This is a genomic window from Aeromicrobium choanae (assembly GCF_900167475.1).
GTDB classification, from domain to species: domain Bacteria; phylum Actinomycetota; class Actinomycetes; order Propionibacteriales; family Nocardioidaceae; genus Aeromicrobium; species Aeromicrobium choanae.
The window spans coordinates 2206275-2230384 of record NZ_LT796768.1 but is presented as its reverse complement, the minus strand read 5'-3'; the positions used below and the strand labels follow the sequence as shown (position 1 = coordinate 2230384).

The following is a 24110-nucleotide window of genomic DNA, read 5'->3' as shown; positions in this document are numbered from 1 at the left end:
CACCCCATGCCCCCCTCAGGTCCCAAGGATCCGGACGGATACGACTGGCTCTACCAGGACGAGTCCGGTCGACCCTCGCCGCGCCCGCCGGCCTCGGGCTCCGCGGTGCCCCCGCCGAACCTGCCCCCGCCCGGCTCGGGGAAGCGTGGGACCAAGCCCCCGAAGGAGCGCAAGCCCCGGGGTCGCCTGCGCCTGGTGTGGCTGATCCTCGTCGCGTGGATCGCCTTCCTGGTGATCGTCCCGCTGGTCGCATGGTCGAAGGTCACGAAGGTCGACGCCACCCCCGACGGCGAGCGTCCCCAGGACGAGGCCACCACATGGCTGCTGGCCGGCACCGACAAGCGCCCCAAGGACAAGTCCCGCGGCCGCACCGACACGATCCTGCTGCTGACCTACGGCGGCGGCGGTCCGTCCGTGCTGACCTCGATCCCCCGCGACTCGATCGTGGACATCCCCGGTCACGGGCGCACCAAGATCAATGCCGCGTACGCCTTCGGCGGTCCGCCGCTGCTCGTCGAGACGATCGAGAGCGAGACCGGCCTGCGGGTCGACGGATACACCGAGATCGGCTTCACGGGCCTCGAGGACGTCGTCGATGCCCTCGGCGGCATCGAGGTCTGCCCGAAGGACGACATCAAGGACAAGGACGCGAAGCTCGACATCAAGGAGGGCTGCCAGGAGGTCGACGGCAAGACCGCCCTGGCGTACTCACGCTCCCGCAAGGCGTTCGCGAGCGGTGACATCGCCCGCGGCCAGAACCAGCGTGAGGTGATCGGCGCGATCGGCGACGCAGCGCTGTCGCCCGCCACCGTGCTGAACCCCTGGAAGTTCGCCCGGGTGGCCACCACCACGGCCGAGTCGATCGCCGTGGGCGACGACGTGTCGATGTTCTCGTTCGCGCGCTTCGCGTGGAAGCTCGGCAAGGCCATGGGCGGCGACGGACGCAGTTGCACCGTGCCCATCGCGGACATGTCGGTGCAGTGGGACCGCGAGCGCGCCGTGGAGTACTTCGGTCACCTCAAGAACGGCACCACCGACGAGCTCGGCGACCTGTGCACCAAGGACGGCCTGCGCAGCTGAGGCTCAGCCCGCGAACGCCGACTCGGTGAACGCGGCGACGTGCTTGGCGGAGCGGTCGATCACGTCGGTGTGCTCGGCTCCGCGGTACCTCCGGTAGGTCAGGTCGAGCCCCCGCGCGCGGTAGGCCTTGGCCAGCGAGTCGGTGAGGACCTGGGGCACCACGCTGTCGGCCGTGCCCTGCACGACCAGGATGGGCCCGCGGATCTCGGGGAAGCTCGGGTCGTTCGCGTCGAGCTGACCCCGGATGAGGTCCGCGTCGGCGTTCCTGGCCGCGAACCGCGTCATCGGCGCCACGCCGAACCGGTCCTCGGCGAGCAGGTCGACCAGGCAGTCCTCGCTCACGCGGGGATAGAGGGCGACGCCCTTCTCGTTCAGCAGCTCGCCGATCGGGATCTGTCCGGGGTACGCCACCTCCAGCCCGCGCAGGATCATCGCGACGAGCGCGGCCGGCACGTCGACCTCGCCCGACAGGCCGACCTCCGCAGCCAGCGACATGTGGGACGGAGGCGCGAAGGCCAGCGTGCCCACCACGTCGAGCTCGCGGGCGTAGTGCGGCGCCATCGAGCTGGCCCACAGCGCCGCGTGTCCTCCCTGCGAGTGACCGGCCGTCATGACGCGCTCGCTGACGTCGGGGTCCAGCTGACGGGCGGCGCGCACGATGTCGAGCACGGCGCGGCCCTGCGAGGCGCCGATCAGGTACGGGTGGTCGCCGGGAGTGCCGAGTCCTTCGTAGTCGGTGGCCACGACCACGTGGCCGGTGTCGATCCAGCGCTGGAGCCGGGTGGTCGAGGTGCCGATCGCGGCGGGGTCGGCGATGGACGCATCGGCTCGCGTGGGGGCGCACTGGTCGGCGATGCCGGTGGTGCCGTGGGCCCAGGTGACGACAGGCCAGCCGCCCTTCGGGGCCGGGCCATCGGGGATCGCGACGAATCCTGAGGTCGCCACGGTGTCGCCCTTCACCCCTTGCTGGGCGTAGAGGACGAGCTGGACGTCGGCCTGCTCGAGTCCCATGGCGCCGTCGAGCTCGCGCGACCAGATGAGGTCGCCGTGCGTGTACGTCGAGAGGTCGGTGGGCGGGGTGTAGAACGCCGCGTCGGCCGGCGCCGCGAGCGGCTCCTCCTCGCTCGTGCACGCCGCGACCGACAGGAGCAGGGCGGCGCCGGCGAGGACCGAACCGAATCGACGAATCACGCCGTCATCGTACGGGCGTGAGCCGCGCCCGCGGGCCCGTTCGAGGGGACCACCCCGCGGGCGGTCCGGTGCCAACTCCCGACACCGTCCCGCCCACGAGGCGCCCCGCTCATGGAGCGTCGGCTCGTCGCGCTCGCATCCCTTGCCGAGCCCTGACCGCCAGGCTCACCAGAGTGATCCCCACCGCGACCGCCACGGCGTAACCCCAGTTCGCCTGGCCCTCCATCAACCATCCAGCGAGGAGGACGGCCGCGCCGCAGAGGACACCCGACATGACCTCCCGGGCAACCGTCGTCGCCGTGGGGCTCATGCGCGTGGTGGCGCGGGCTCGCGCCGAGCCCGCACGACGCGCGCGACGACCTCCCAGGCGATGGCCGCGACCACCAGCACGACGGCAACGGTGACGAAGTCCCAGACATTCGAGTCCGGGGACTCGGCTCCTTGGTTGAGACCCATCCAGTAGAGACCGAGGGCGAAGACCAGCGCGACCGGAGTCCTCATCAGCACTTCTCCTTCTTCCACTTCCACAGTAGGCCCGACGGCACCCGGAAATGCAGTTCCACACACTGCCCCTTGCTCGACGCCGAGAGGAACGTCTTGCGCAGGGACGGCAGGGCGGCCAGGACCGTGGCGGCGCACCCGATGGCGATCAAGGGATGCGGGATCTTGGCGCAGATGAACGCCGCCAGCGCCCGCGCGGACGCGTTCGCCTTCTTGAACTTGGCGGCGACCGACTTCGTCTCCTTCTTCGAGAACTTCACGCACAGGGACGTGTACGCATCACACGCGAAGATCTTCGGGTCGGCGACGACGGGATAGGCGACGTCGCGGGTGCGGTGGTCGACGACCTGCCGGACGGTGCTGCCGCGCAGCTCGTAGCGCGTGGGGACGTGGCGGCCCTCCGCGTCGACGGCCCACGGTCGCTCGACCTGCGCCACGACAGCCCCGTCCGGGCCGACGAGATCGATCCCGCCATCGGGCGCCGGCCGCGGGGAGACGTCGCCGCGGAGCCCGAAGTCGTAGGTCGCCGGGGCTGCGGCCGAGTCGATCCCGATCAGCACCTGCGTGCCGGTGGCCGTGGGCGCGACCGCGAGGCTCGCCCCACCCGCTGCGGACAGGTGGTAGCGGCCGTCGACCCGGGTCGCCGGGCCGGCGGCCGGCAACTGGAGCGCGAGGGAGGCGCCACCCGCCGTCTCGATCGGCACCCGGCCGCGCTTCACCGCCCCCGTGGGCGACTCGGCGAGCGGGACGGCGTCCTCCACCAGGGCGATCCGGCCGAGGCGATCCTCCACGGTCGCGCGCTCACCGGCCTGTGTCGGTGGCAGGGCCGAGAGTGTGAGAGCGGCCGCGGTGGCCAGGACCGCGAAGGTCCGACTGACGATGTGCATGAATCCCCCGATTCGATGATGGGCAAGCCCGGATGAACGATCGAAGCATAACGTATTGTGCTTCATGGGCCGAGTCAAGCACCGATCCACAGGGGGTGGGGACAGGACGAGCTCAGGTCACGCGCTGCAGCCAGGGCACGCGCGACACCCCGGGCTCGGGGAAGAGGCGCAGGGCCGCGAGCAGGATCACGCCGGCGATGATGCCGTCCATGAACCAGTGGTTCGCGGTGACCGTCACCACCACGATCGTGATCACGGCGTGCCAGATCGCCAGCTGGCGCACCGGACCGCCGGCCGTGCGCGCCACGACCACGGCGATCAGCACGGCCCACCCGACGTGGAGACTCGGCATCGCCGCGAACTGGTTCGCCACCGCGCCGCTCGCGCCGTCGTAGGCCGACGGGCCGTAGACCGTCATCGTGTCGGTATAGCCCAGCGCGGGGAACATCCGCGGGGGCGCCAGCGGGAAGGCGATGTGCAGCACGACGGCCACCGCGGTCTGCAGGATGATCAGGTTGCGCGCCCAGCGGTACTCGACCTGCGGCCGGCGCAGGAAGCCCCAGACGAGGAACGCCACCGTCACGGGGAAGTGCACCGCGACGTAGTACGTGTTGGCCAGCTGCAGCAGGTCCACCGTCGGCACGAGGTCCTGGATCATCGCCTCGCTCGGCAGCCGCAGCGCGCGCTCCACCCCGTTCACCGCGTGGGCGTTCGCCAGCGCGGTCGCCTCGGCGTCCATCGACAGCAGCCGGCCCGTGCGGTAGAGCAGGTACACCGCCGCGAGCAGGACCAGCTCGAAGGCTGCCGTGAGACACCAGCCGCGCAGTCGCACGACGGCCTCGGAGTGCCGCGAGAGGGCCATTGACCCAGACTCTCAAACCACTCCCGGTAGGAACACCCCTAGGCGACCCGGGGATCACCCTGATCCACAGGAGTGGGTCAGAGCGTGGACTGGATCCCGGCCAGCAGCTGACGCGCCATCACGATGCGCTGCACCTGGTTCGTGCCCTCGTAGATCTGGGTGATCTTCGCGTCGCGCATCATCCGCTCGACCGGGTAGTCGCGGGTGAACCCGTAGCCACCGAGCAGCTGGACGGCATCGGTCGTCACCTGCATCGCGGTGTCGGAGGCGAAGGCCTTCGCAGCCGCACCGAAGAACGTGAGGTCCTTGTCGCCGCGCTCGGAGCGACCCGCGGCCGCGTACGTGAGCTGGCGCGCGGCCTCGATCTTCATGCCCATGTCGGCGATCATGAACTGCAGGCCCTGGAAGTCGGCGATCGGCGTGCCGAACTGCTTGCGCTCCTGGACGTATCCCAGCGCGTAGTCGAGTGCGCCCTGCGCGACGCCGACCGCCTGCGCGGCGATCGTCACGCGGGTGTGGTCGAGGGTCTTCATCGCGATGGAGAAGCCCTCGCCGACCTCGCCGATGATCCGGTCGCCGGGGATCCGCACGTTGTCGAAGTAGACCTCACGCGTGGGCGAGCCCTTGATGCCGAGCTTCTTCTCCGGAGCGCCGAACGAGACGCCCTCGTCGGACTTCTCCACGACGAACGCGGTGATGCCCTTCGTGCGCTTCGACGGATCGGTCTGCGTCAGGACGGTGTAGTACTCGGACTCGCCCGCGTTCGTGATCCAGCGCTTCGTGCCGTTGATGATCCAGTCGTCGCCATCGCGCTTCGCGGTGGTCTTCTGGTTGGCCGCGTCGGAGCCGGCCTCCGGCTCGGACAGGCAGTAGCTGAAGAGGCCCTCGCCCCGCGCGAGCTTGCCCAGGTACTTGGCCTTGATCTCCTCGTTGCCGCCGATCTGCACCGGCAGCGAGCCCAGCTTGTTGACCGCGGGGATCAGCGAGCTGGAGACGCACACGCGGGCGACCTCCTCGATCACGAGGACGGTGGCCAGCGCGTCGGCGCCGGCGCCGCCGTACTGCTCGGGCACGTGCGGGGCGTGGAAGTCCGCCGCGATGAGCGCCGCGTTGGCCTCGCTCGGGAAGCGCGGCGCCTCGTCGACGTCGGCAGCGTGGGGGGCGATCTTCGCCTCGGCCACGGCGCGCACCGCCTCGCGAATCGCCTGGTGCTCCTCGGACAACGCGAAGAAATCGGACACGCTCAACTCCCGGACATGGAAAAGGTAGGAACTCCGCGCATCTTACGCCGGGCCTCCGGATGCCCCGGGACGGGGGAAGTCAGTGCCGTTCCAGCGCCTCCACGATGAGCCGGCTGAGCTCGACGGGCCTGGTGAACTGCGGCCAGTGGCCCGTGGGCAGGTCGACGTACTCGACCTGGCGCACCCGGGCCAGCTCGCTGACCCACGGCTCCCCGGCCTCGATCGCGTCGCGCAGCACCTGGGAGGGGAACTCGCAGCAGATGATCGTGGCCGGCACGTCGAGACGCCGGTCGTCGCCGAGGGTGATGCCCTCGGTGGCGACGGCCTTCGGCTGCGGGATCGCGCGAGCGATGAAGTCGGCACGGAGGTGCTCGTCGAGGTCGACCAGGTCCATCTCCATGAACTCGTCCCACGGCGGCAGCGGGATGTCGTCGCCGTCGGCGGGGAGCTCCTCGTTGATGGCCTGGCCCTCGGCCGGCGGACCGGAGTCGACGTAGACGTTCCGTGCGAGCCGGTCGGGGCGGACGTCGGCCACCCCGTGGATCACCGCGCCACCACCGGAGTGCCCGACGAGCACCACGTCGCCGTCGAGCGCGTCGACCTGCGCGGCGACGAAGTCGATGTGGTCGCGCAGGCCGATGCCGGCGCGAGGCGCGTCCCGGGAATCGAGCCCCGGAAGCGTGAGCGGATGGACGCGGTGGCCCGCTTCGACGAGCGGGGGCGTGACCGCGTCCCACGAGGAGGCATCGAGCCAGAACCCCGGAACGAGAACGATGTCCATGCTCGGACGATACGCGCCCGCCCGGACGGAATCCTCCCTCAGTGACCGCGGACGGCAGCGCCCTTGGCGCGTGCGGCGTCGGCGAGCGACGCCTGGAAGTCGACCATCTTCGCGGTCAGATCGGGGTCGCCGGCCGCGAGGATGCGGATGGCCAGCAGCCCCGCGTTGCGCGCGTTGCCGATCGCCACCGTGGCCACGGGGACACCTGCGGGCATCTGCACGATCGAGAGCAGCGAGTCCATGCCGTCGAGGTACTTCAGCGGGACGGGGACGCCGATGACCGGCAGCGGCGTCACCGCCGCGAGCATGCCGGGCAGGTGGGCGGCTCCCCCGGCGCCCGCGATGATGACCTCGAGCCCGCGCTCGTGGGCCGTGCGGCCATAGTCGAGCATCTCGTCAGGCATCCGGTGCGCCGAGACGACGTCGGCCTCGTACTCCACGCCGAACTCCGCCACGGCGGTGGCGGCGGCCTCCATCGTCGGCCAGTCCGAGTCGGACCCCATCACGATTCCCACACGCTTCGTCATGCCTGGACTCCGTCCGTCAGCAGTGCAGCGCTGTGCCGGGCCCGGCGCAGCACGTCCTCGAGCTCGTCGCCCACGGCGGTGACGTGACCGACCTTGCGGCCGGGCTTGACCGCCTTGCCGTAGAGGTGGACCTTCACGTCGGGCTCGGCCGCAAGCGCCACCTCACGCTGTGCGGCGAGGTCCTGCACTGCGCCGCCGAGGATGTTGACCATGACGGACCACGGCTGCCGCGGCGTGGTGGAGCCGAGCGGCAGCCCCGTGACGGCGCGCAGGTGGTTCTCGAACTGGCTCGTCACCGCGCCGTCGATCGACCAGTGCCCCGTGTTGTGCGGGCGCATCGCCAGCTCGTTCACCAGGACGCGGTCGTCGTCGGTCTCGAACAGCTCGACCGCGAGCATTCCGACGACGTCGAGCTCCTCGGCGATCGTGCGGGCGATGTGGCGCGCCCGGGCCTCGAGCGCCGGGTCGAGGTTCGGCGCAGGGGCGATCACCTCGGAGCAGACCCCTTCGACCTGACGCGACTCGACCACCGGGTAGTCCACGATCTCGCCGGTGGCGCTGCGGGCGACCTGGGCCGAGAGCTCGCGCCGGAACGGCACCAGCTCCTCGACCAGCAGCTCACCCGGCGCGCGGAAGGGCTCGTCGAGCTCGGCAGCCGACTCGACCTTCCAGACACCCTTGCCGTCATACCCGCCGCGAGCGGTCTTGACGATGGCGGGGAATCCGAAGGCCTCGACGTCGGCGGGCTGCTCGACCGCGGCCCACCGCGGGCACGGCACGCCCAGCCCGGTGAGGCGCCGGCGCATGACGAGCTTGTCCTGGGCGTGGATGAGCGCATCAGGGCCGGGACGGCACTGGTGGCCCTCCTGCGCGAGCGCCCGGAGGTGCTCCGGGGGGACGTGCTCGTGGTCGAAGGTCACGACCGGGGCGTCCTGCACCGCCGCGCGGAGGTCGTCCAGGTCGGTGTGCGATCCGACGCGGTGGTCGCCGATCACCTGGGCCGCGGAGACGTCGGGCCCCTCCGCGAGCAGGCACAACCGCAGGCCCAGCGCGATCGCGGGCGGTTGCATCATCCGGGCCAGCTGGCCTCCGCCGATCACGGCGACGTCGCGGCCGGGAGCTTCGTGCGTCACGGCGCCAGCCTAGAGCGCACCCCGCGTCCACGGGGTCGGAGGGCGCTCGGCACGGGCTCAGCGCGAGCGGAACGTGCGGCGCTCGGTGACCGTGATGGGCGAGAGATGCCCGAAGCCCTTGATCGGCCGCGGCGGCAGCGCGCGGGTCTCGAAGTGGTCGCCGAGCGCGTCGGCCGTCTGCTGGTCCACCAGCACCCGGTTGGCTCGGGCCACCTGTGAGAGCCGGGCGGCGAGGTTGACCGGCGGCCCGAAGACGTCGCCCAGGCGGCTCAGCACCGATCCCGTGGCCAGGCCCACCCGGACGTCGGGCAGCTTCGCCCGCGCGCCGATCGCGGTGATGATGTCGAGCGAGATGCGCGTGGCCTTGACCGGGTCGGGATGCACGAACAGCATCGCGTCACCGAGCGTCTTGATGACGCGGGCACCAGCGGAGGTGATGAGGTCGCCGCAGCGGGTCTCGAAGTCCTCCACCACCGACGCCAGGGAGGCCTCGTCGAGCCGGTTCGACAGCGCGGTGAAGCGCGTCATGTCGGCGAAGCCCACGGTCATGTCGGTGGAGAGCAGCGCCTGGTCGTTCTCGCCGAGGGCGGTGAGCCGGGCGGCCGCGGCGGCGAGGTGGCGTCGCCAGACGTGCACCATGAGCCGCTCGAAGCCCGGCACCGAGCTCTGCGCCAGCTCGAGCGCCGCGTCGGCGCGACTGTCGGACTTGCCGCGCACGATGTCGGCCTCCAGCTGGTCGACCAGGATCGTGACCTGCCAGTCGGCCAGTCGGGACATGGTCTGCCCGAGCGCACGGGTGAGCCGGAAGACCGTCTCCTCGTCGAGGATCTGGTGCTCCATCGCGGTGGCGACGATGGCCACCGCGCTGACGTCGGCATCGCCGAACGCCATCTCCGAGCCCGGATCGGGGAAGCCCAGGTTCCGCCACAGACGGGCGGCCTGCTCAGGCGTGAGGCCGCCGCGCTCGGCGGTCTCGTCGTTCGTGTAGTGCAGCTGCTCCGCCAGGATGACGTCGACCAGCTGCTGGTCGTCAGGACTGCTCATCGCGGCGCGCCTCGGGTGCGTGGGACTCCAGCACGAGCCGCGAGATGCGGCGGTGGAAGTCCTCGATGTGGGGGATGTCGTGCAGGTGCAGGCCCTCCTGCTGGCTGGCGTCGTGGATGATCAGCGTGCCGCAGCGCAGCACGCGATCGATGACGCCCTTCTCGTAGGCCACGTCGTTGATCCGCGCGAGGGGGATGATCCGGCCGCTGCGCGTCAGGATGCCCTTCTGCTCGATCAGCCGCCGGTTCGTGAGGGTGTACGTCCAGGTCAGCCAGCGCAGGAACGGCAGCAGCGTGCCCCAGACGAACAGCACTGCCAGCACGACGATCCCGGCCAGGCGCGGGGTGCCGCCACCGGAGTCGCCGACCGCCCCGGCGAAGTACCCGCCGACGAGCATGATGGCCAGGCCGATGAGGAAGGGCACGATGAGCACCTTGAGGTGCGTGCGGGTCTCGGCCTCGACCGTCTCGTCGTCGAGCAGGAGCTTCTCGGACAGCATGCGGCCATGATCCCACGCCGCGCCCTCGGCACGGGTCACACCGGGCGCAGGTGCGTCACGTCGCCGGCCGACCACGGCACCCCGTCGACGACGAGGCACCCCGACGGGTCGATCCCGGTCGCCTCGCCCACCACGTCGCTGCCGTCGGCCCGCTCGATCCGGACCTGCCGCCCGATCGTCGAGCAGGTCGCGAGGTAGTCGGCGGTGAGCTGCTCGGCGCCCGCCGGGTCGCGCCACATCTCGAGCCGCTCGCGCAGCCGGTGCAGCAGGGCGACGAGGACCTCGTTCCGGTCGGTCGTGCTCGCGCCCTCGAGCAGCAGGGAGGTCGCCCGCTCCACCGGCAGGTCCTCGGCCGAGAGCGCGACGTTCAGCCCGATCCCGATGATCGCGGCCGCTCCGGTCGGGGTCTCGACGCGCTCGACGAGGATCCCGCAGAGCTTGCGGCGGTCGCCCACGAGGACGTCGTTGGGCCACTTGAGGGCGGCCTCGACGCCGAGGTCGCGCACCGTGCCGACCACGGCCAGTCCCGCGACGAGCGGCAGCCACGGCCAGCGGGTGGGCGGCACCTCGACGGGCCGCACGAGCAGCGAGACCGCGATGCCGGTGTACCGGGGCATCGTGAAGGTGCGGTCGAGCCGGCCCCGGCCCGCGGCCTGGTGGTCGGTGGTGTGGACGGTCCACTCCGGCGCACCCGCGTGGGCCGCCTGCGCGAGGTCGGCGTTGGTGCTGGCGGTCTCGTCGGTGACGTGGACGTCGAACCCGTCGGCCTCCGCCCGCAGGCGATCACGGTCGAGCGGGGCGAGGCGGGATGACTGCACGCGCCCACCTTGGCACAGCGCGGCCGGATGCGACTCCAGCGCTACTGCGGCCCGAACACGCCCTCCACGACCCCGGCGGCGATCGCGGGGTCCGCGCCGGGCTCCTTGAGCTCGACGAACAGCACGTGCGTGGGCGTCTCGCCGATGTTCTTGGCGTGGTGCTGCTGCGCGGGCAGCCACATCACCGTGTTCGCCTCGAGCTCGACGTCCATCTGGAAGTCCCCGGACATGAGGCGCCGCTTGAAGGAGTTGAGGGTGTACATGACGCTGTCGGGGTGCTCGTGGGGCGTGGTCTCGTCGCCCGGGACGTCCGTGTACTCCAGCACACGGACCTTCTCGTTCTCCAGGATCACTCGGTAGTGCGCGGGATTCGTCACCGTCGGATCGAGACTCATCCTTCGAGCATGGCACCGCTCCGCCCGCGGCGACAGGGCCTGGCGCACCTGCCTTGATGCGAGGCCCGAATCGGCCCCGGTTAGGGTGTTCGCCATGACCGACGCCCTGCCCGACACCCCGCTGGAGGAGCACCCCGAGCTCCACACCACCGCCGGAAAGCTCGCTGACTACGAGCGGCGCCATCACGAGGCGACCGTCGAGGTGGCCGACCGTGCCGCCGAGAAGCAGCACGCTCGCGATCGCAAGAGCGCCCGCGAGCGGATCGAGCTGCTGCTCGACGAGGGCTCGTTCGTCGAGCTCGACGCGCTCGCACGCCACCGCGCCACCTCGTTCGGCCTCGACAAGAACCGGCCCCTCGGCGACGGCGTGATCACCGGCTACGGCACGATCGACGGCCGCCAGGTGTGCGTCTTCAGCCAGGACTTCAGCATCTTCGGCGGCAGCCTCGGCGAGGTCTACGGCGAGAAGATCACCAAGGTCATGGACCTGGCGATCAAGTCCGGCTGCCCCATCATCGGCATCAACGAGGGCGCGGGCGCCCGCATCCAGGAGGGCGTCGTCTCGCTCGGCCTGTACGGCGAGATCTTCCGCCGCAACGTGCACGCCTCGGGCGTCATCCCGCAGATCAGCCTCATCATGGGCAACTGCGCCGGCGGCCACGTCTACTCCCCCGCGGTCACCGACTTCACGGTCATGGTCGACGGCACCTCGGGCATGTTCATCACCGGACCGGACATCATCAAGACGGTCACCGGCGAGGACGTCACGATGGAGGAGCTCGGTGGCGGTCGCACGCACAACACCAAGAGCGGCAACTCCCACTACCTGGCCTCCGACGAGGACGACGCGCTCGAGTACGTCAAGGCGCTGATCTCCTACCTGCCGCAGAACAACATGGAGGAGCCCGAGGCGTTCGGAGAGGTCGTCGACCTCGAGCCGTCCGACCTCGACCTCGCGCTCGACACCCTCATCCCCGACTCGGCGAACCAGCCCTACGACATCCGCACCGTCATCGAGACCGTGCTGGACGACCAGGACTTCCTCGAGGTGCAGGCGCTCTTCGCGCCGAACATCGTCATCGGCTTCGGCCGGGTCGAGGGCAAGAGCGTCGGCGTCGTGGCCAACCAGCCGATGCAGTTCGCCGGCTGCCTGGACATCGACGCCTCCGAGAAGGCCGCGCGCTTCGTGCGCACGTGCGACGCGTTCAACATCCCGGTGCTGACCTTCGTGGACGTGCCCGGCTTCCTGCCCGGCACCGACCAGGAGTGGAACGGCATCATCCGCCGCGGCGCCAAGCTGATCTACGCCTACGCCGAGGCCACCGTCCCGCTCGTCACGATCATCACGCGCAAGGCGTACGGCGGCGCGTACGACGTCATGGGCTCCAAGCACCTCGGTGCCGACATCAACCTGTCGTGGCCCACCGGCCAGATCGCCGTGGTCGGCGCTTCCGGCGCGGTCAACATCCTCTACCGCCGCGACATCGCCGCCGCCGAGGATCCCGAGGCCCTGCGCGCCGAGCTGATGACCGAGTACGAGGACACGCTCTGCAACCCCTACGTGGCGGCCGAGCGCGGGTACATCGACGGCGTCATCAAGCCCAGCCAGACCCGCGCCGAGGTCTCCAAGGCGCTGCGCCTGCTGGCCACGAAGCGCGAGACGCTGCCGCCCAAGAAGCACGGGAACATCCCGCTGTGAGCCAGGAGAACGAGGCCACCGAGACCCCGGAGCGCACGCCGGTGCTCCGGGTCGTGAAGGGCGACCCGACGGCCGAGGAGCTGGCGGCGCTCGTCGCGGTCGTGGCCGCGCGCAACGCCGCCGCAGCGGCCGCTGCCGCCGACGCGAAGCCGAGGCAGCGCAGCCAGTGGGGCCACCCGGTGCGCCAGCACCGCACCCCGCACCGCTTCGGCCCCGGCCAGTGGCGCGCCTCCGCCTTCTGAGGCCCCGCTGACGGTTTCCCCGGTTCCCACCACGCGTGTGGAACGATCGGGGCATGCCCCTGCGCCACGAGCCCGACGTCTCGCACGCCGACTGGTTCGTCCGGTCCGAGACGGACTGGCGGGTGCTGGCCACGCAGGGACCGCCCGACTTCGAGGCGTACGCGACCGTCCGCTTCGACGACGGCGAGTCCGCCGCGTACCGCAGTGACGACGAGGTCATGGCGCACGTCGTCGGGCTGGCGGCCGCGCACACCCGCACGCCGGACGACGTGTTCTTCGGCCTCTGGGACGGCTGGGGCGAGCTGACCGACGCCGGCCGCGCCTACACCACCCTGCGCGGGAACTGGCTGCGCGACCTGTGGTTCCGGCCCACTCCCCCGCGGATCCGCCCCGCCTTCGACGACGACGTCCTGGAAGCACCGAAGGTCGACCTGCGCGGCGACCGCGCCTACCTGCTCTTCCGGGGTCCCGCTGCGAGCGTCGGCGACTGGGGCGCCCGCCCGTACGGCACCGACGTCGAGCGCACCCTGCCGCCCGCCTCGATCACGTGGCCGGCCGATCGCGCCTGGTTCATCGCGGCCGACGTGGATCCGTCGTGGATGGTCGTGGGCGGCTCGCAGGCCCTCGTCGACGCGATCCTCGCCGAGCCCGGCCTCGACGCGGAGCCGGCCGATCACGGCGTCGTCCCCACCCTCACGCCCGAGGAGGACCGATGAGGTTCGTCCTGGCGTCGGCCTCGCCCGCTCGCCTCAGCACCCTGCAGCGCGCCGGGATCGACCCTGAGGTCGTCGTGTCGGGCGTCGACGAGGACGGCGTCGCCGCGTCCACCCCGGCGGAGCTGTCCACCGAGCTCGCCCGCCTGAAGTGCCACGCCGTCGCCGCCGACCACCCCGACGCACTGGTGCTGGGCTGCGACTCCGTGCTGGAGTTCGACGGCCAGGTGCTGGGCAAGCCCCACGATCCCGACATCGCGCGCCGCCGCTGGTACGCGATGCGCGGCAACGTGGGCGTGCTGCACACCGGCCACTGCCTGCGCCTGGGCTCCGACGAGGTGGTCCGCCACGCGGCCACCCGCGTGCACTTCGCGAACGTCACCGACGACGAGATCGACGCCTACGTCGCCAGCGGCGAGCCGCTGCAGGTCGCCGGCGCCTTCACGATCGACGGGCTCGGCGCCGCGTTCGTCACCCGCATCGAGGGCGACCACCACAACGTGGTCGGCGTCAGCGTCCCGGCCCTGCGCGAGATGGCCCGCGACCTCGGCGTCGAGTGGACCTCCCTCTGGCGCTGACGTGGCAGCATGACCCCGACACATGTCACTCGTCTCGGGGAGAGCACGTTGATCAAGACCCTGTCCGTCGTCGGCTCGATCCTGCTGGCGGCCACCGCACTGAGCTGGCCCGCCGGCGCCGTGGAGCGCGCGACCGACGAGCCCGCCTCCGACACGGCGATGATGCTCGTGATGGACGCCTCCGGCTCGATGGCCGAGCGCACGGGCGGCGGGTCCACCCGCATCCAGGCGGCGAAGGACGGCCTCGACGCGGTGATCGACGGGCTCCCTGACGAGCAGCGCGTCGGCTTCCGGGTCTACGGGGCCAGCGACGTCGCCGAGGACGACCCGGCCGCGTGCACCGACTCGGAGCGCGTCGTCGACCTCGGCTCGGACAACCGGGACGAGCTACGGAAGGCCGTCGCCGACTACGAGCCCGTCGGCTGGACCCCCACGAGCCACGCCCTGCGCGAGGCCGCGAAGGACCTCGGCGACGCGGGCCAGCGCACGATCGTGCTGGTCTCCGACGGCGAGCCGACCTGCGACCCCGACCCCTGCGTCGTCGCCCGCGAGATCGCGAAGGACGGCATCGACATCCGCATCGACGTCGTCGGGTTCGACGTCTCCGGGCGGGCGAAGAAGACGCTGCAGTGCGTCGCCGACGAGGGCCACGGCACGTACTACGACGCCGACGACGCCGAGAGCCTGACCGACAGCCTGCGCGTCTCCTCCGTGCGCGCCTCGCGGCCCTTCGACCTCACCGGGACCCCGGTGAAGGGCACGCCCACGGAGGACGGGGCTCCCCTGCTGGCTCCGGGGCAGTACACCGACACGGTCGCGGTCGGCGGGCCCGCGAACTACCGCGTGGCGCGGACGGCGCCCGACTCGACCGTTCACGTCGGCGCCGTGATCAGCGGTGTCAGCGGTGACCTCGGGGCGGCCGCGACCCTGGGGACGAAGCGCATCGGCGGTCTCACGTGCGCGTCCTCGACCACGTACGGCCTCGACATGTCCAGCCGGTCGCCGGTCTACTACGGCGGCGTCTCCAGCTGGGTGCGGGATCCGGACTCCGAGTGCCGCACCGACGACGAGCTCGGCGTGCAGGTGGAGCGCAGCGTCGGGCAGATCGAGGGCCGCCCGATCGAGCTGGCCGTCTACGAGGAGCCGCCCATCACCTCCGACCTCGCGCCCGGCACCGCCGGGGACGAGCCGGAGTGGGTCGCCCCGACGCCCGGCACGGCCACCGAGGCGGTCCCCGGCACGAGCATCGCGAGCGCGCCCGAGGTCGGTCCCGGGACGTACCAGCTGGACATCAGCGCCGGCGAGACGCAGGTCCTCGCGGTCCCGGTCGACTGGGGCGAGCAGGTGCGGGCCCAGGTCGACGCGAAGCTCACGGACGAGGTCCGGGACGCCGCTGCCATCGGGAGCGGCCTGGACGTCTCGGTCATCAACCCGCTGCGGCGCGACGTGACGATCAGCCTCTACGGGAACTGGCCGGAGGACTGGACCCGCGACCCGTGGGCGAACCTGCGCGAGAACATCGCGTTCCGCACCGGCGCGATGTCATGGCCGCTGCACCCCGCGAACCGGTCGCAGAACGACACCACGCGTGAGGGGGCCTCGCTCGCGGGGATGCACTACGTCGTCGTCAGCCTCAAGCTGCGCGGGGACGAGACGAACCTGCCGTACACGCTGACGCTCGAGCGCGAGAACGTGCTCGGAGACGTCGCCCCGACGTACGCCGAGGTCGAGGGGCTCACCCCTCCGGTGGCCGACTCGCGTCTGGTCGACTCCCCCGTCACGACCGCCGCGGAGCAGACCGACGACGTCGAGCCGGAGGCGGCGGCTCAGGCCGGGGACTCTGGCTCGCTCCTGCCGTGGGTGATCGGCGGCGCGGTGGTGGCCGTGGCCCTCGCGGCCGGCGTCCTGGTGCTCGTGCGTCGCCGCCGCTGATCAGCGGTCGGTCTCGGCCTTCCCGACCTGCGGCAGCACCACCGAGGTGCCGGCCCCGCCGGGCCAGCAGGAGAACCCGATCGGGACCTCCTGGCCGGCCTTGACCATCTCCTCGAGCGAGTCGAGGCACTTGGAGACGAGCACGTTCGGATCGCGCGAGACCGAGCCGGCCAGGTTCTTGTTCGCCAGGGCCTGCGCCTTCGCGGTGGCCTCGCGCTGCTGGGCGATCCGCGTGTTGGCGACCTCGGCCTGATAGGCGTTGATCTTCTCCTGCGTCTGCTTGTCGAAGCGGATGATCGGCAGGATCACGCTGAGCACCTCGACGTCCTCGCCGACGCGCTCGGACAGCGCCTCGTGCACCTGCTCCGAGTAGGCGTTCAGGTCGACGCCCGCCGAGGTGGTGGCGCCGTCGGAGCCGATCCCGGCCTTGACCGACTCGAGGGGGTCGTAGTCGCCCAGCACCTCGTTCAGAGCGGCCTTGAGCTCGCGCGTGACGAGGGAGTCACGGATGTTCTCCATCTGGCGGTAGTCCTGGTAGAGCTCCTTGCCCGCCTCGAGACGGATGCGCCAGCGGATCGTCGCGTCGACGCCGGAGGTGGAGCCGTTGCCGATGCGGATGTCGATCGCGCGGTCGGCGCCGGTGAAGTTGTCGGTCTGGATCGTGCCGTCGAGCTTGTTGACCTTCTGCCACGGCGCCTTCACGTGGAGGCCGTTCGACCACACGGCGACGGGACGGCCGAACGACGTGACGACGCCGATCTCGCGCGTCGGCACGATCGCGGTCATCGAGACCACGGCGACGATCACCGCGAGCAGGCCCAGCACGAGCGCCGTGCCGGTCGCCGGCGCGGACGGCTTGGACTGCGCCCGCAGGTGCCGACCCACCAGCACCGCGCCGACGACTCCTGCGACCAGACCGACCAAAACGAACAGGGTGAACACCGCTGGACCTCCCGAGAAATGTGCGACCGAACCGCTGAACCCTATCGGCCCGGAATGCCGATTCGGCCCTCATTCGTCTCAGGGAACGAAGAATCGGTCCACCATTCAGGCTGAGCGTGGGACCATGGAAGAACGATGGCCACCTCACAGCGTCCGCGACGCCACCTCGCGAGCAGCCCTTTCCCGAAGAAGCCCGACGTGGCTGACGAGGTCTACGAAGTGGGCGCGCGCGTGTCCCACGACTCGTTCGGCCTCGGTCGCGTCCTCAGCGTCCAGGGCAAGAACTCGGCGCAGGTCGACTTCGGCAACGGCGCGGTGCACATACCGCTTCCGTGCCGCTCGATGACCGCGCTCTGACCCGAACTACTCGACCGGCAGGCCGAGCGAGCGTGCGATGAGCATGCGTTGCACCTCGCTCGTGCCCTCGCCGATCTCGAGGATCTTCGCGTCGCGGTAGAACCGCGCCACGGGGTACTCCTCCATGAAGCCGTACCCGCCGAACACCTGCGTCGCCACGCGCGTCGCGGTCACCGCGGCCTCCGAGCTGTAGAGCTTCGCCACCGACGCCGCCTGCTTGAAGCGCTGGCCGGTGATCCCCGCGTCCTTCATCGCCGCCGCCTGGTAGGTCAGCGCCCGGGCCGCGTCCGCCATCACCTTCAGGTCGGCGATCTGGAACGCCACGCCCTGCTTGCGCCCGATCGGGCCACCGAACGTCTGGCGCTCCCCCGCGTACCGCACGCACTCCTCCAGGCACGCCTCGATCAGGCCGACCGCCAGCGCGGCGATCGCGACCCGGCCGTCGTCGAGGGTCGCCAGGAACTGCGCGTAGCCGCGTCCCCGCTCGCCCAGCAGGTGGTCCTCGGGCACGCGGACGCCGCTGAAGCTCAGCGCGTGCGTGTCGCTGATGTGCCAGCCGAGCTTGTCGTAGGGGGCCTCGGCCACGAACCCGGGCGTGCCCGCCGGGACGATGATCGCCGAGATCTCCGGGCGCCCATCCGGGCGGCTCCCCGTGCGCGCCGTGACCGTGACGAGCGACGTGATCTCGCTGCCCGAGTTGGTGATGAACTGCTTCGCCCCGTCGACCACCCAGGAGTCGCCGTCGAGCACGGCCTTCGTGGCGGTGGCGCCGGCGTCGGACCCGGCGCCCGGCTCCGTGAGGCCGAAGCCCGCCAGCGCCCGGCCGGCGACGAGGTCGGGCAGCCAGCGCTCCTTCTGCTCGGGCGTTCCGAACGTCTGGATCGGGTTGATGCCCAGTCCCACGCCCGCCTCGAGGGTGATGCCGATCGACTGGTCCACACGGCCGAGCTCCTCGATGGCCAGGCACAGGCTGGTGAAGTCCGCACCCGAGCCGCCGAACTCCTCCGGAGCGGTCAGGCCGAACAGCCCGAGGTCGCCCATCGCCCGCACGACGTCGACCGGGAAGTGGTGCTCCCTGTCCCACTGCGCGACGTGGGGCGCGATCCGCTCGGCGGCGAAGTCGCGGACGACCCGACGGAAGTCCTCGTGCTCACGAGACAGTTCGAAGTCCATGGACGAAAGGTTAACAGGCGTTAACCTCGCCGGGGCGACGAAATGACCTCCACCACACTCCCTTAGACTCGCCACTGCCGTTCAGACGCGAGGAGTATTCGTGAGCAAGCCCCTGCAGAAGGTCCTGGTCGCCAACCGTGGCGAGATCGCGGTCCGCGTGATCCGCGCCGCGAAGGATTCCGGAATCGCCAGCGTGGCGGTCTACGCCGAGCCCGACCGCGATGCGCTGTTCGTGCGCCTCGCCGACGAGGCGTACTCGCTGGAGGGTTCCACCCCCGGCGACTCCTACCTGTCGATCGAGAAGATCATCGCGATCGCGGAGCGCTCCGGCGCCGACAGCGTGCATCCCGGCTACGGCTTCCTGGCCGAGAACGCCGACTTCGCCCAGGCCGTCATCGACGCCGGGCTGATCTGGATCGGCCCGCCGCCGGCCGCGATCACGAGCCTGGGCGACAAGGCCAAGGCCAAGCACATCGCGCAGATCGCCGACGCGCCGCTCGCGCCCGGCACCAAGGACCCGGTCAAGGACGCCGACGAGGTCGTCGCGTTCGCGAAGGAGTACGGCCTGCCGGTCGCCATCAAGGCGGTCTTCGGTGGCGGTGGGCGCGGCCTCAAGGTCGCCAAGACGCTCGAGGAGATCCCCGAGGCGTACGAGTCCGCCGTCCGTGAGGCCGTCAGCGCCTTCGGCCGCGGCGAGTGCCTCGTCGAGAAGTTCCTCGACAAGCCGCGTCACGTCGAGACCCAGTGCCTGGCCGACAGCCACGGCAACGTCGTGGTCGTGTCGACCCGCGACTGCTCGCTGCAGCGTCGCCACCAGAAGCTCGTCGAGGAGGCGCCCGCGCCGTTCCTGAGCGAGGACCAGATCGCAAGCCTCTACGCCTCGTCCAAGGCGATCCTCAAGGAGGCCGGCTACGTCGGCGCCGGAACCTGCGAGTTCCTCGTCGCCCGCGACGGCACCATCAGCTTCCTCGAGGTCAACACGCGCCTGCAGGTGGAGCACCCGGTCTCCGAGGAGGTCACCGGCATCGACCTCGTGCGCGAGATGTTCCGCATCGCCGCCGGCGAGGAGCTGGGCTACGACGACCCCGAGATCATCGGTCACTCGATCGAGTTCCGCATCAACGCCGAGGACGGCGGCCGCGGCTTCCTGCCCGCGCCCGGCACCCTGACCAAGTGGGCGCCCCCGTCGGGCCCCGGCGTCCGCCTCGACGCCGGCTACGAGGAGGGCGAGACGATCCCCGGCGCGTTCGACTCCCTCGTCGCCAAGCTGATCGTCACCGGCCGCACGCGTGAGCAGGCCATCGAGCGCTCGCGCCGCGCGCTGGACGAGTTCGTCGTCGAGGGCATGCCCACGGTGATCCCGTTCCACCGCGACGTGCTGGACAACGCCGCGTACAACGCGCTGAACAAGGATGGCTCCGAGGGATCGTTCGACGTCTACACGACGTGGATCGAGACCGACTACGACAACCAGCTCGAGCCCTACTCGGGCCCGTCCGAGACCGACGAGCCGGGCGAGCGCGAGCGCGTCACGGTCGAGGTCGGCGGCAAGCGCGTCGAGGTCGTCCTGCCGGGCGGTCTGGGTGCCAGCGCCGCCGCCACGGGCACCAAGAAGGCCAAGCGCAAGGCGGGCAAGTCCGCGGGCGCGGCCGCCAGCGGCGACTCGCTGACGTCGCCCATGCAGGGCACCGTCGTCAAGCTCGCCGTCGAGGAGGGCCAGGAGGTCGCCGAGGGCGACCTGGTCCTGGTCATCGAGGCGATGAAGATGGAGCAGCCCATCAACGCCCACAAGGCGGGCACCGTCACCGGCCTCTCCGCCGCCATCGGCGAGACCGTCGGCGCGGGCGCCGTCATCTGCGACCTGAAGGACTGAGTCAACGCAAGCCGCAACACTGAACGCGCCCTCCCCGTCGGGGAGGGCGCGTTTCGTTGTCTCGGAGCCGCGTGCGGCTCAGGAGGCGCGGCGGTCGCCCTCGCGCACGGCGGCGCGGGTGTCGGGCGAGACGCCGGGCGTGGAGGCCGGGGCGTGGTGGTCGACCTCGCCGAAGGCGACGCCGGTGGCCCACACGATCAAGGTCGCGACCGCCCAGGTGCCCCAGCCGTCGATGTCGAAGCCCGGGCTCGGCACGATCACGTCGGTGAGCACGAGCGCGAGCGCCGTGAGGGCCAGGCCGCCGGCGATCGTGTAGACGCGCAGCCAGCCCGGACCGAGCAGGCGCAGTGCGAGGGTGCGCAGCACGACGCTCAGCACCGTGAACAGCACGACGGCCGCCACCCACCAGCCCAGCGTCAGCGTGAAGCCGTCGAGCAGCCACGCGGCGACGCCGAGGGAGACGGCATTGGCCACGGCGGCCGTGACGATCGTGATCCAGAGTCGTGCGCTCAGCATGGGACGATCATCCCATCCGCGACCCTCAGAAGCCGAACCAGTCCGACTTCAGCCCGAACGCCCAGCGCGCGTCGACGCCCGTGATGGTTCGGCTCGCCTTGGAGCCCTGCAGCTTCATCGAGACCACGCGGCCACCCAGCGAGCCGTGACCGTTGCGCTTCGTGACCGTGATCGACTTCAGCGTGCCGATGGTCGGGTACTTCTTCTGGATCACCGAGGCGCTGACCGCCTGGCTCCACGCGTGGTTCTTGTTGCCCGCCCAGTTGTCCCACGGGTCGCTGACCGCCTTGAGGTACGGCGTCGAGCCCTGGTTGGTGAAGCCGCCCGAGGAGCTCGAGAACTGCGTCAGCGCCGGAGCGCCCTGGTAGGTCAGGATCTTGCCCTTGGTGCCGAGGATCGCGTCGTTGGTGCGCTTCGTCTCGTCGGCGAACCCGCCGTACACCTGGCACGAGACGGTGTCGCAGATGTCGTAGTGCCTCGACGAGCCGAGGTACCGCGAGCCGAACGTGCGCGCCGCGACCGACTGCGCCTTGAGCGCCTCCATGCTCCAGCTGGACGGCATCTCACGGGCCACGACGCCACGCACGTAGGCCTCGAGGCTCAGGACGTTGACGGTGTCCCGCGAGGTCTTCGTCGGCTTGGTGGAGCGCAGCGCGCCCCGGTACGCGCGGGTGCCGCCGTTCGGCATCACCAGCCGGACGGTCGCGGGGCCCTCGAACTGGGCGTCCGACTTGAAGGTGCGGAACGCGTACCAGGCCGAGCCGGACTTGTAGGAGACCGTGTTCAGTCCGCGGTTGCTCGGAGCGGTGTCGATCGTCCAGTCCGAGACCGTCCTCGAGCCGACCTTCGCGGGCAGCGCCTGGACGGCGTTGTTGGCCAGCGTGCGCAGCTTCAGCCCGCTCTGGTGCTTCACCTGGACCGAGTTCGTCGTGTCGGCCGAGACGTGCACGCGGATCGTGGCGGACTTGAACGTCAGCTTCGTGCCCGGGTAGTACTTCTTCAGGATCGCGTCGTACTTCTGGCCCGCGCGGGCGCCGCCCTCGGCGCCGTACTGGCTCATGCCGATGCCGTGCCCGTAGCCGTGCCCCTTGAAGGTCACCTTGCCGCCCGCGGGCTTGACGACGTTGCGTGCCGAGGGCGCCGGGGCCGGCTTCGGCGCCGGCTTCGGCGCCGTGCTCGTGGCTCCCAGCGTGGTGCCGGCGGGGTAGGGCTTGGCCGAGTAGGCGCTCACGCGCTCCCCCGTGCCGGGCGAGAAGACCGAGACGCGCACCTGGTACTTGCCGCCCCGCTTGAGCTTCTTGATCGCGACGGCGTTCTTGTAGGCCGTGACGTAGTGCTTCTTCGTCGTGCCGGTCTCCCAGTACATGACCCGGTAGGCCGGAGCGCCCGCCTGCGCCTTCCAGGCGAACCGCAGGCCCGTCGAGGTCCTCGTGGTCAGCTTCAGGCCCGTGGGGGCCGTGAAGGCCCGCGTGCGAGCCGTGGGCATGGGCTTGGCCGTGTACGGGCTCACGCGCTTCTTCGCCGTGGGGTTCCAGACCGACACGCGGAACACGTAGGTGCGACGCGAGTAAAGGCCGGTGATCGTCGCGGACGTGCCGCCGACGTTGTAGTACTTCGCGCCGGCCGAGCTGCCCGTCGGCGAGACCATCACGCGGTAGCCGGGAGCACCCGCGACGGCCGCCCAGGAGACGTTCGCCGAGGTCGTCGACGCGGACACCTTGACTCCCTTGGGAGTCGCGTAGGTCTTGATCGGGGCCGGGGCCGCCGTCGGGGCGCCCGCGGCCGAGGTGGCCTTGGAGATGTACGTGTTGGCACGGTCGCGCAGGCCGCCGACGGCGCCGATCCAGGCGTAGCCGTACTTGCCGGGGCACGCGGTCGACTTCACGTCGCGGTGGCCGTTGATGACCGAGTACTTCTTGCCGCCGGCCGTGTAGGTGCCCTTCGGCTTGGCGCCGAAGAACTTCAGCCGCCAGCCGACGAGCCGCACGACGGCGGACTGCATCGCGGCGCTGGGCTTCACGTAGTCGAAGTGACCCATCATCGAGACGCCCGTGGCGTACTGGTTCACCGCGTCGACGCCCGAGTGCGCGGCGCGCACCTGCTTCGTCATGCCGCCCTTGCGGCCCTCGAAGATCTGGCCGAAGCGGTCGACGAGGAAGTTGTAGCCGATGTCGCACCAGCCGTGTCCCTTGACGTGGTACGTCTGGTAGCTGCGCACGAGGCCCGCGGACTCGGACTTCGTGTAGGTGTTGGAGCCCGCCGTGTGGTGGATGACCACGCCGAGGGCCTTGGGGCGGGTGACCGGGGCGCTGCAGCTGGTGCCCGCGCCGGCCTTCCACTGCGCCCGCGTGATGATCGAGGGCATCGGCACGACCTTGGGGGTGCCGTCCGCCGCCACCGCCTCGGTGGTGCCCTCGTCCTCCTCCTCGGAGAGGCTGTAGGCCGCCGGGGTGACCGGCGTGACGACCTCGGGCTTGCCCGGGTCGATCGTCGTGACCTTGACGTCCTGCGTGGTGCCGGAGCCGGCCTTCACCTCGACGGCGACGCCGTCGGCGGGGGCCTCGGTCCACAGCGGCGCCGTCCCCGGGCGTCCGCCGTCCACGCTGTCCTCGATGTCGAGGCTCTGCCAGTCGCTCCACGTGCCGTTCGTGCGCACCTGCACGCGCACGCTGACGTCGGTGGCGTCGGAGCTCGCGCCCCACGTGACGCCGACCATCCGGAACGGGTCCACGGCGGCGCGCTCGACGGCGTCACCGTCGGCCGCGGGATCGGGCTTGACGGCGGTCTGCTCCACCTCCACGGCCTCGGACACCGGAGCCGTCGTGGTGGCCTCGGCGGCGGCCGTGGTGGCAGGGCTCGAGACGACGATGTCGGTTCCGGCGGCCTGCGCGGGGGCAGGCAGCATCAGGCAGGCGCCGGCGACGGCGATCGTGGTCAGACCAATGCTGCAGCGGGTCAGCCAGGAATGCATGGGGGAAGTCCATTCTGTGGCGGGTACAACTGTTGCTCATGTTGCAGGAGGAGCACCCGCATCAGACCACACTTCGCAAGGCCGTTCCAGCAGTTCGGGTCTGACCTGCGAAACAACACGCGTGTGATTACACGCGTGGGGAGCCCAGATTCAAG

General features: G+C 70.9%; 24 protein-coding genes. 8 read left to right on the top strand and 16 right to left on the bottom strand.

Annotation, left to right across the window (positions count from 1 at the left end; genetic code table 11):
* Window positions 1-6 precede the first annotated feature (6 nt).
* Window positions 7-1080: an LCP family protein gene (locus B5D60_RS10665; RefSeq protein WP_078700139.1), complete on the top strand. Its 1074-nt coding sequence runs from the start codon at window positions 7-9 to the stop codon at window positions 1078-1080.
* Window positions 1081-1083: 3 nt separating this feature from the next.
* Here the strand turns inward: B5D60_RS10665 and B5D60_RS10660 are convergent, their stop codons facing one another.
* The 12 genes from B5D60_RS10660 to B5D60_RS17210 form a co-directional block, all read right to left on the bottom strand.
* On the bottom strand, window positions 1084-2271 hold the full coding sequence (locus tag B5D60_RS10660) for a lipase family protein (protein ID WP_078700138.1): 1188 nt from the start codon (window positions 2269-2271) through the stop codon (window positions 1084-1086).
* Between the two features lie 306 nt (window positions 2272-2577).
* Window positions 2578-2772 (bottom strand): hypothetical protein, encoded by a 195-nt coding sequence (locus B5D60_RS10650; RefSeq protein ID WP_153302977.1) that lies wholly within the window; start codon window positions 2770-2772, stop codon window positions 2578-2580.
* Window positions 2772-3659 (bottom strand): hypothetical protein, encoded by an 888-nt coding sequence (locus tag B5D60_RS10645; RefSeq protein ID WP_078700135.1) that lies wholly within the window; start codon window positions 3657-3659, stop codon window positions 2772-2774. The genes B5D60_RS10650 and B5D60_RS10645 overlap by 1 nt, the downstream gene beginning before the upstream one ends.
* Before the next feature lie 112 nt (window positions 3660-3771).
* Complete coding sequence (locus tag B5D60_RS10640) at window positions 3772-4521, bottom strand: phosphatase PAP2 family protein (RefSeq protein ID WP_078700134.1); 750 nt, start codon at window positions 4519-4521, stop codon at window positions 3772-3774.
* A 77-nt stretch (window positions 4522-4598) separates the two neighbouring features.
* A complete protein-coding gene (locus B5D60_RS10635) occupies window positions 4599-5762 on the bottom strand; it encodes an acyl-CoA dehydrogenase family protein (RefSeq protein ID WP_407922756.1) in 1164 nt (387 codons plus the stop codon).
* Window positions 5763-5841: 79 nt separating this feature from the next.
* Entirely contained in the window at window positions 5842-6543 is a 702-nt protein-coding gene (locus B5D60_RS10630; RefSeq protein ID WP_078700132.1) for an alpha/beta fold hydrolase, read from the bottom strand.
* Between the two features lie 38 nt (window positions 6544-6581).
* A complete protein-coding gene (gene purE / locus B5D60_RS10625; protein ID WP_078700131.1) occupies window positions 6582-7070 on the bottom strand; it encodes a 5-(carboxyamino)imidazole ribonucleotide mutase in 489 nt (162 codons plus the stop codon).
* Window positions 7067-8203 (bottom strand): 5-(carboxyamino)imidazole ribonucleotide synthase, encoded by a 1137-nt coding sequence (locus B5D60_RS10620; RefSeq protein ID WP_269456858.1) that lies wholly within the window; start codon window positions 8201-8203, stop codon window positions 7067-7069. Before B5D60_RS10620 ends, purE begins: the two co-directional genes overlap by 4 nt.
* Before the next feature lie 57 nt (window positions 8204-8260).
* Window positions 8261-9247, bottom strand: coding sequence for an adenylate/guanylate cyclase domain-containing protein (locus B5D60_RS10615; protein ID WP_078700130.1), 987 nt, complete (start codon window positions 9245-9247; stop codon window positions 8261-8263).
* Complete coding sequence (locus B5D60_RS10610; protein WP_078701393.1) at window positions 9234-9746, bottom strand: PH domain-containing protein; 513 nt, start codon at window positions 9744-9746, stop codon at window positions 9234-9236. The genes B5D60_RS10615 and B5D60_RS10610 overlap by 14 nt, the downstream gene beginning before the upstream one ends.
* 35 nt (window positions 9747-9781) lie before the next feature.
* Entirely contained in the window at window positions 9782-10564 is a 783-nt protein-coding gene (locus tag B5D60_RS17215; protein WP_231948714.1) for a biotin--[acetyl-CoA-carboxylase] ligase, read from the bottom strand.
* A gap of 41 nt (window positions 10565-10605) precedes the next feature.
* Window positions 10606-10959: a cytoplasmic protein gene (locus tag B5D60_RS17210; protein ID WP_078700129.1), complete on the bottom strand. Its 354-nt coding sequence runs from the start codon at window positions 10957-10959 to the stop codon at window positions 10606-10608.
* A 94-nt stretch (window positions 10960-11053) separates the two neighbouring features.
* On the opposite strand from B5D60_RS17210, the gene B5D60_RS10595 reads away from it, so the two are divergent.
* Genes B5D60_RS10595 through B5D60_RS10575 form a run of 5 tightly spaced genes read left to right on the top strand, consistent with a single transcriptional unit; the run spans window position 11054 to window position 16123 of the window.
* Window positions 11054-12658, top strand: a complete 1605-nt coding sequence (locus tag B5D60_RS10595; protein WP_078701391.1) for an acyl-CoA carboxylase subunit beta — start codon at window positions 11054-11056, stop codon at window positions 12656-12658.
* Complete coding sequence (locus B5D60_RS10590) at window positions 12655-12900, top strand: acyl-CoA carboxylase subunit epsilon (RefSeq protein WP_078700128.1); 246 nt, start codon at window positions 12655-12657, stop codon at window positions 12898-12900. The genes B5D60_RS10595 and B5D60_RS10590 overlap by 4 nt, the downstream gene beginning before the upstream one ends.
* Window positions 12901-12953: 53 nt before the next feature.
* Entirely contained in the window at window positions 12954-13616 is a 663-nt protein-coding gene (locus B5D60_RS17075) for a hypothetical protein (protein ID WP_197684301.1), read from the top strand.
* The gene (locus tag B5D60_RS10580) at window positions 13613-14191 is read left to right on the top strand and encodes a Maf family protein (protein ID WP_078700127.1); all 579 of its coding nucleotides are present in this window, start codon (window positions 13613-13615) and stop codon (window positions 14189-14191) included. Before B5D60_RS17075 ends, B5D60_RS10580 begins: the two co-directional genes overlap by 4 nt.
* Window positions 14192-14239: 48 nt before the next feature.
* Window positions 14240-16123: a VWA domain-containing protein gene (locus B5D60_RS10575; RefSeq protein WP_172806332.1), complete on the top strand. Its 1884-nt coding sequence runs from the start codon at window positions 14240-14242 to the stop codon at window positions 16121-16123.
* On the opposite strand, the gene B5D60_RS10570 is transcribed toward B5D60_RS10575, so the two are convergent.
* On the bottom strand, window positions 16124-17065 hold the full coding sequence (locus tag B5D60_RS10570; protein WP_078700125.1) for an SPFH domain-containing protein: 942 nt from the start codon (window positions 17063-17065) through the stop codon (window positions 16124-16126).
* A gap of 198 nt (window positions 17066-17263) precedes the next feature.
* Here B5D60_RS10570 and B5D60_RS10565 point away from each other — a divergent pair, with 198 nt between their 5' ends.
* Entirely contained in the window at window positions 17264-17422 is a 159-nt protein-coding gene (locus B5D60_RS10565) for a hypothetical protein (protein WP_231948713.1), read from the top strand.
* A gap of 6 nt (window positions 17423-17428) precedes the next feature.
* Here B5D60_RS10565 and B5D60_RS10560 read toward each other — a convergent pair whose 3' ends face one another.
* A complete protein-coding gene (locus B5D60_RS10560) occupies window positions 17429-18595 on the bottom strand; it encodes an acyl-CoA dehydrogenase family protein (RefSeq protein ID WP_078700123.1) in 1167 nt (388 codons plus the stop codon).
* Between the two features lie 100 nt (window positions 18596-18695).
* On the opposite strand from B5D60_RS10560, the gene B5D60_RS10555 reads away from it, so the two are divergent.
* Complete coding sequence (locus B5D60_RS10555) at window positions 18696-20468, top strand: acetyl/propionyl/methylcrotonyl-CoA carboxylase subunit alpha (protein WP_231948712.1); 1773 nt, start codon at window positions 18696-18698, stop codon at window positions 20466-20468.
* Window positions 20469-20546: 78 nt separating this feature from the next.
* On the opposite strand, the gene B5D60_RS10550 is transcribed toward B5D60_RS10555, so the two are convergent.
* Window positions 20547-20984, bottom strand: a complete 438-nt coding sequence (locus B5D60_RS10550) for a phage holin family protein (protein ID WP_078700122.1) — start codon at window positions 20982-20984, stop codon at window positions 20547-20549.
* A gap of 25 nt (window positions 20985-21009) precedes the next feature.
* The gene (locus tag B5D60_RS10545) at window positions 21010-23955 is read right to left on the bottom strand and encodes a SpoIID/LytB domain-containing protein (RefSeq protein ID WP_078700121.1); all 2946 of its coding nucleotides are present in this window, start codon (window positions 23953-23955) and stop codon (window positions 21010-21012) included.
* Window positions 23956-24110: the final 155 nt, after the last annotated feature.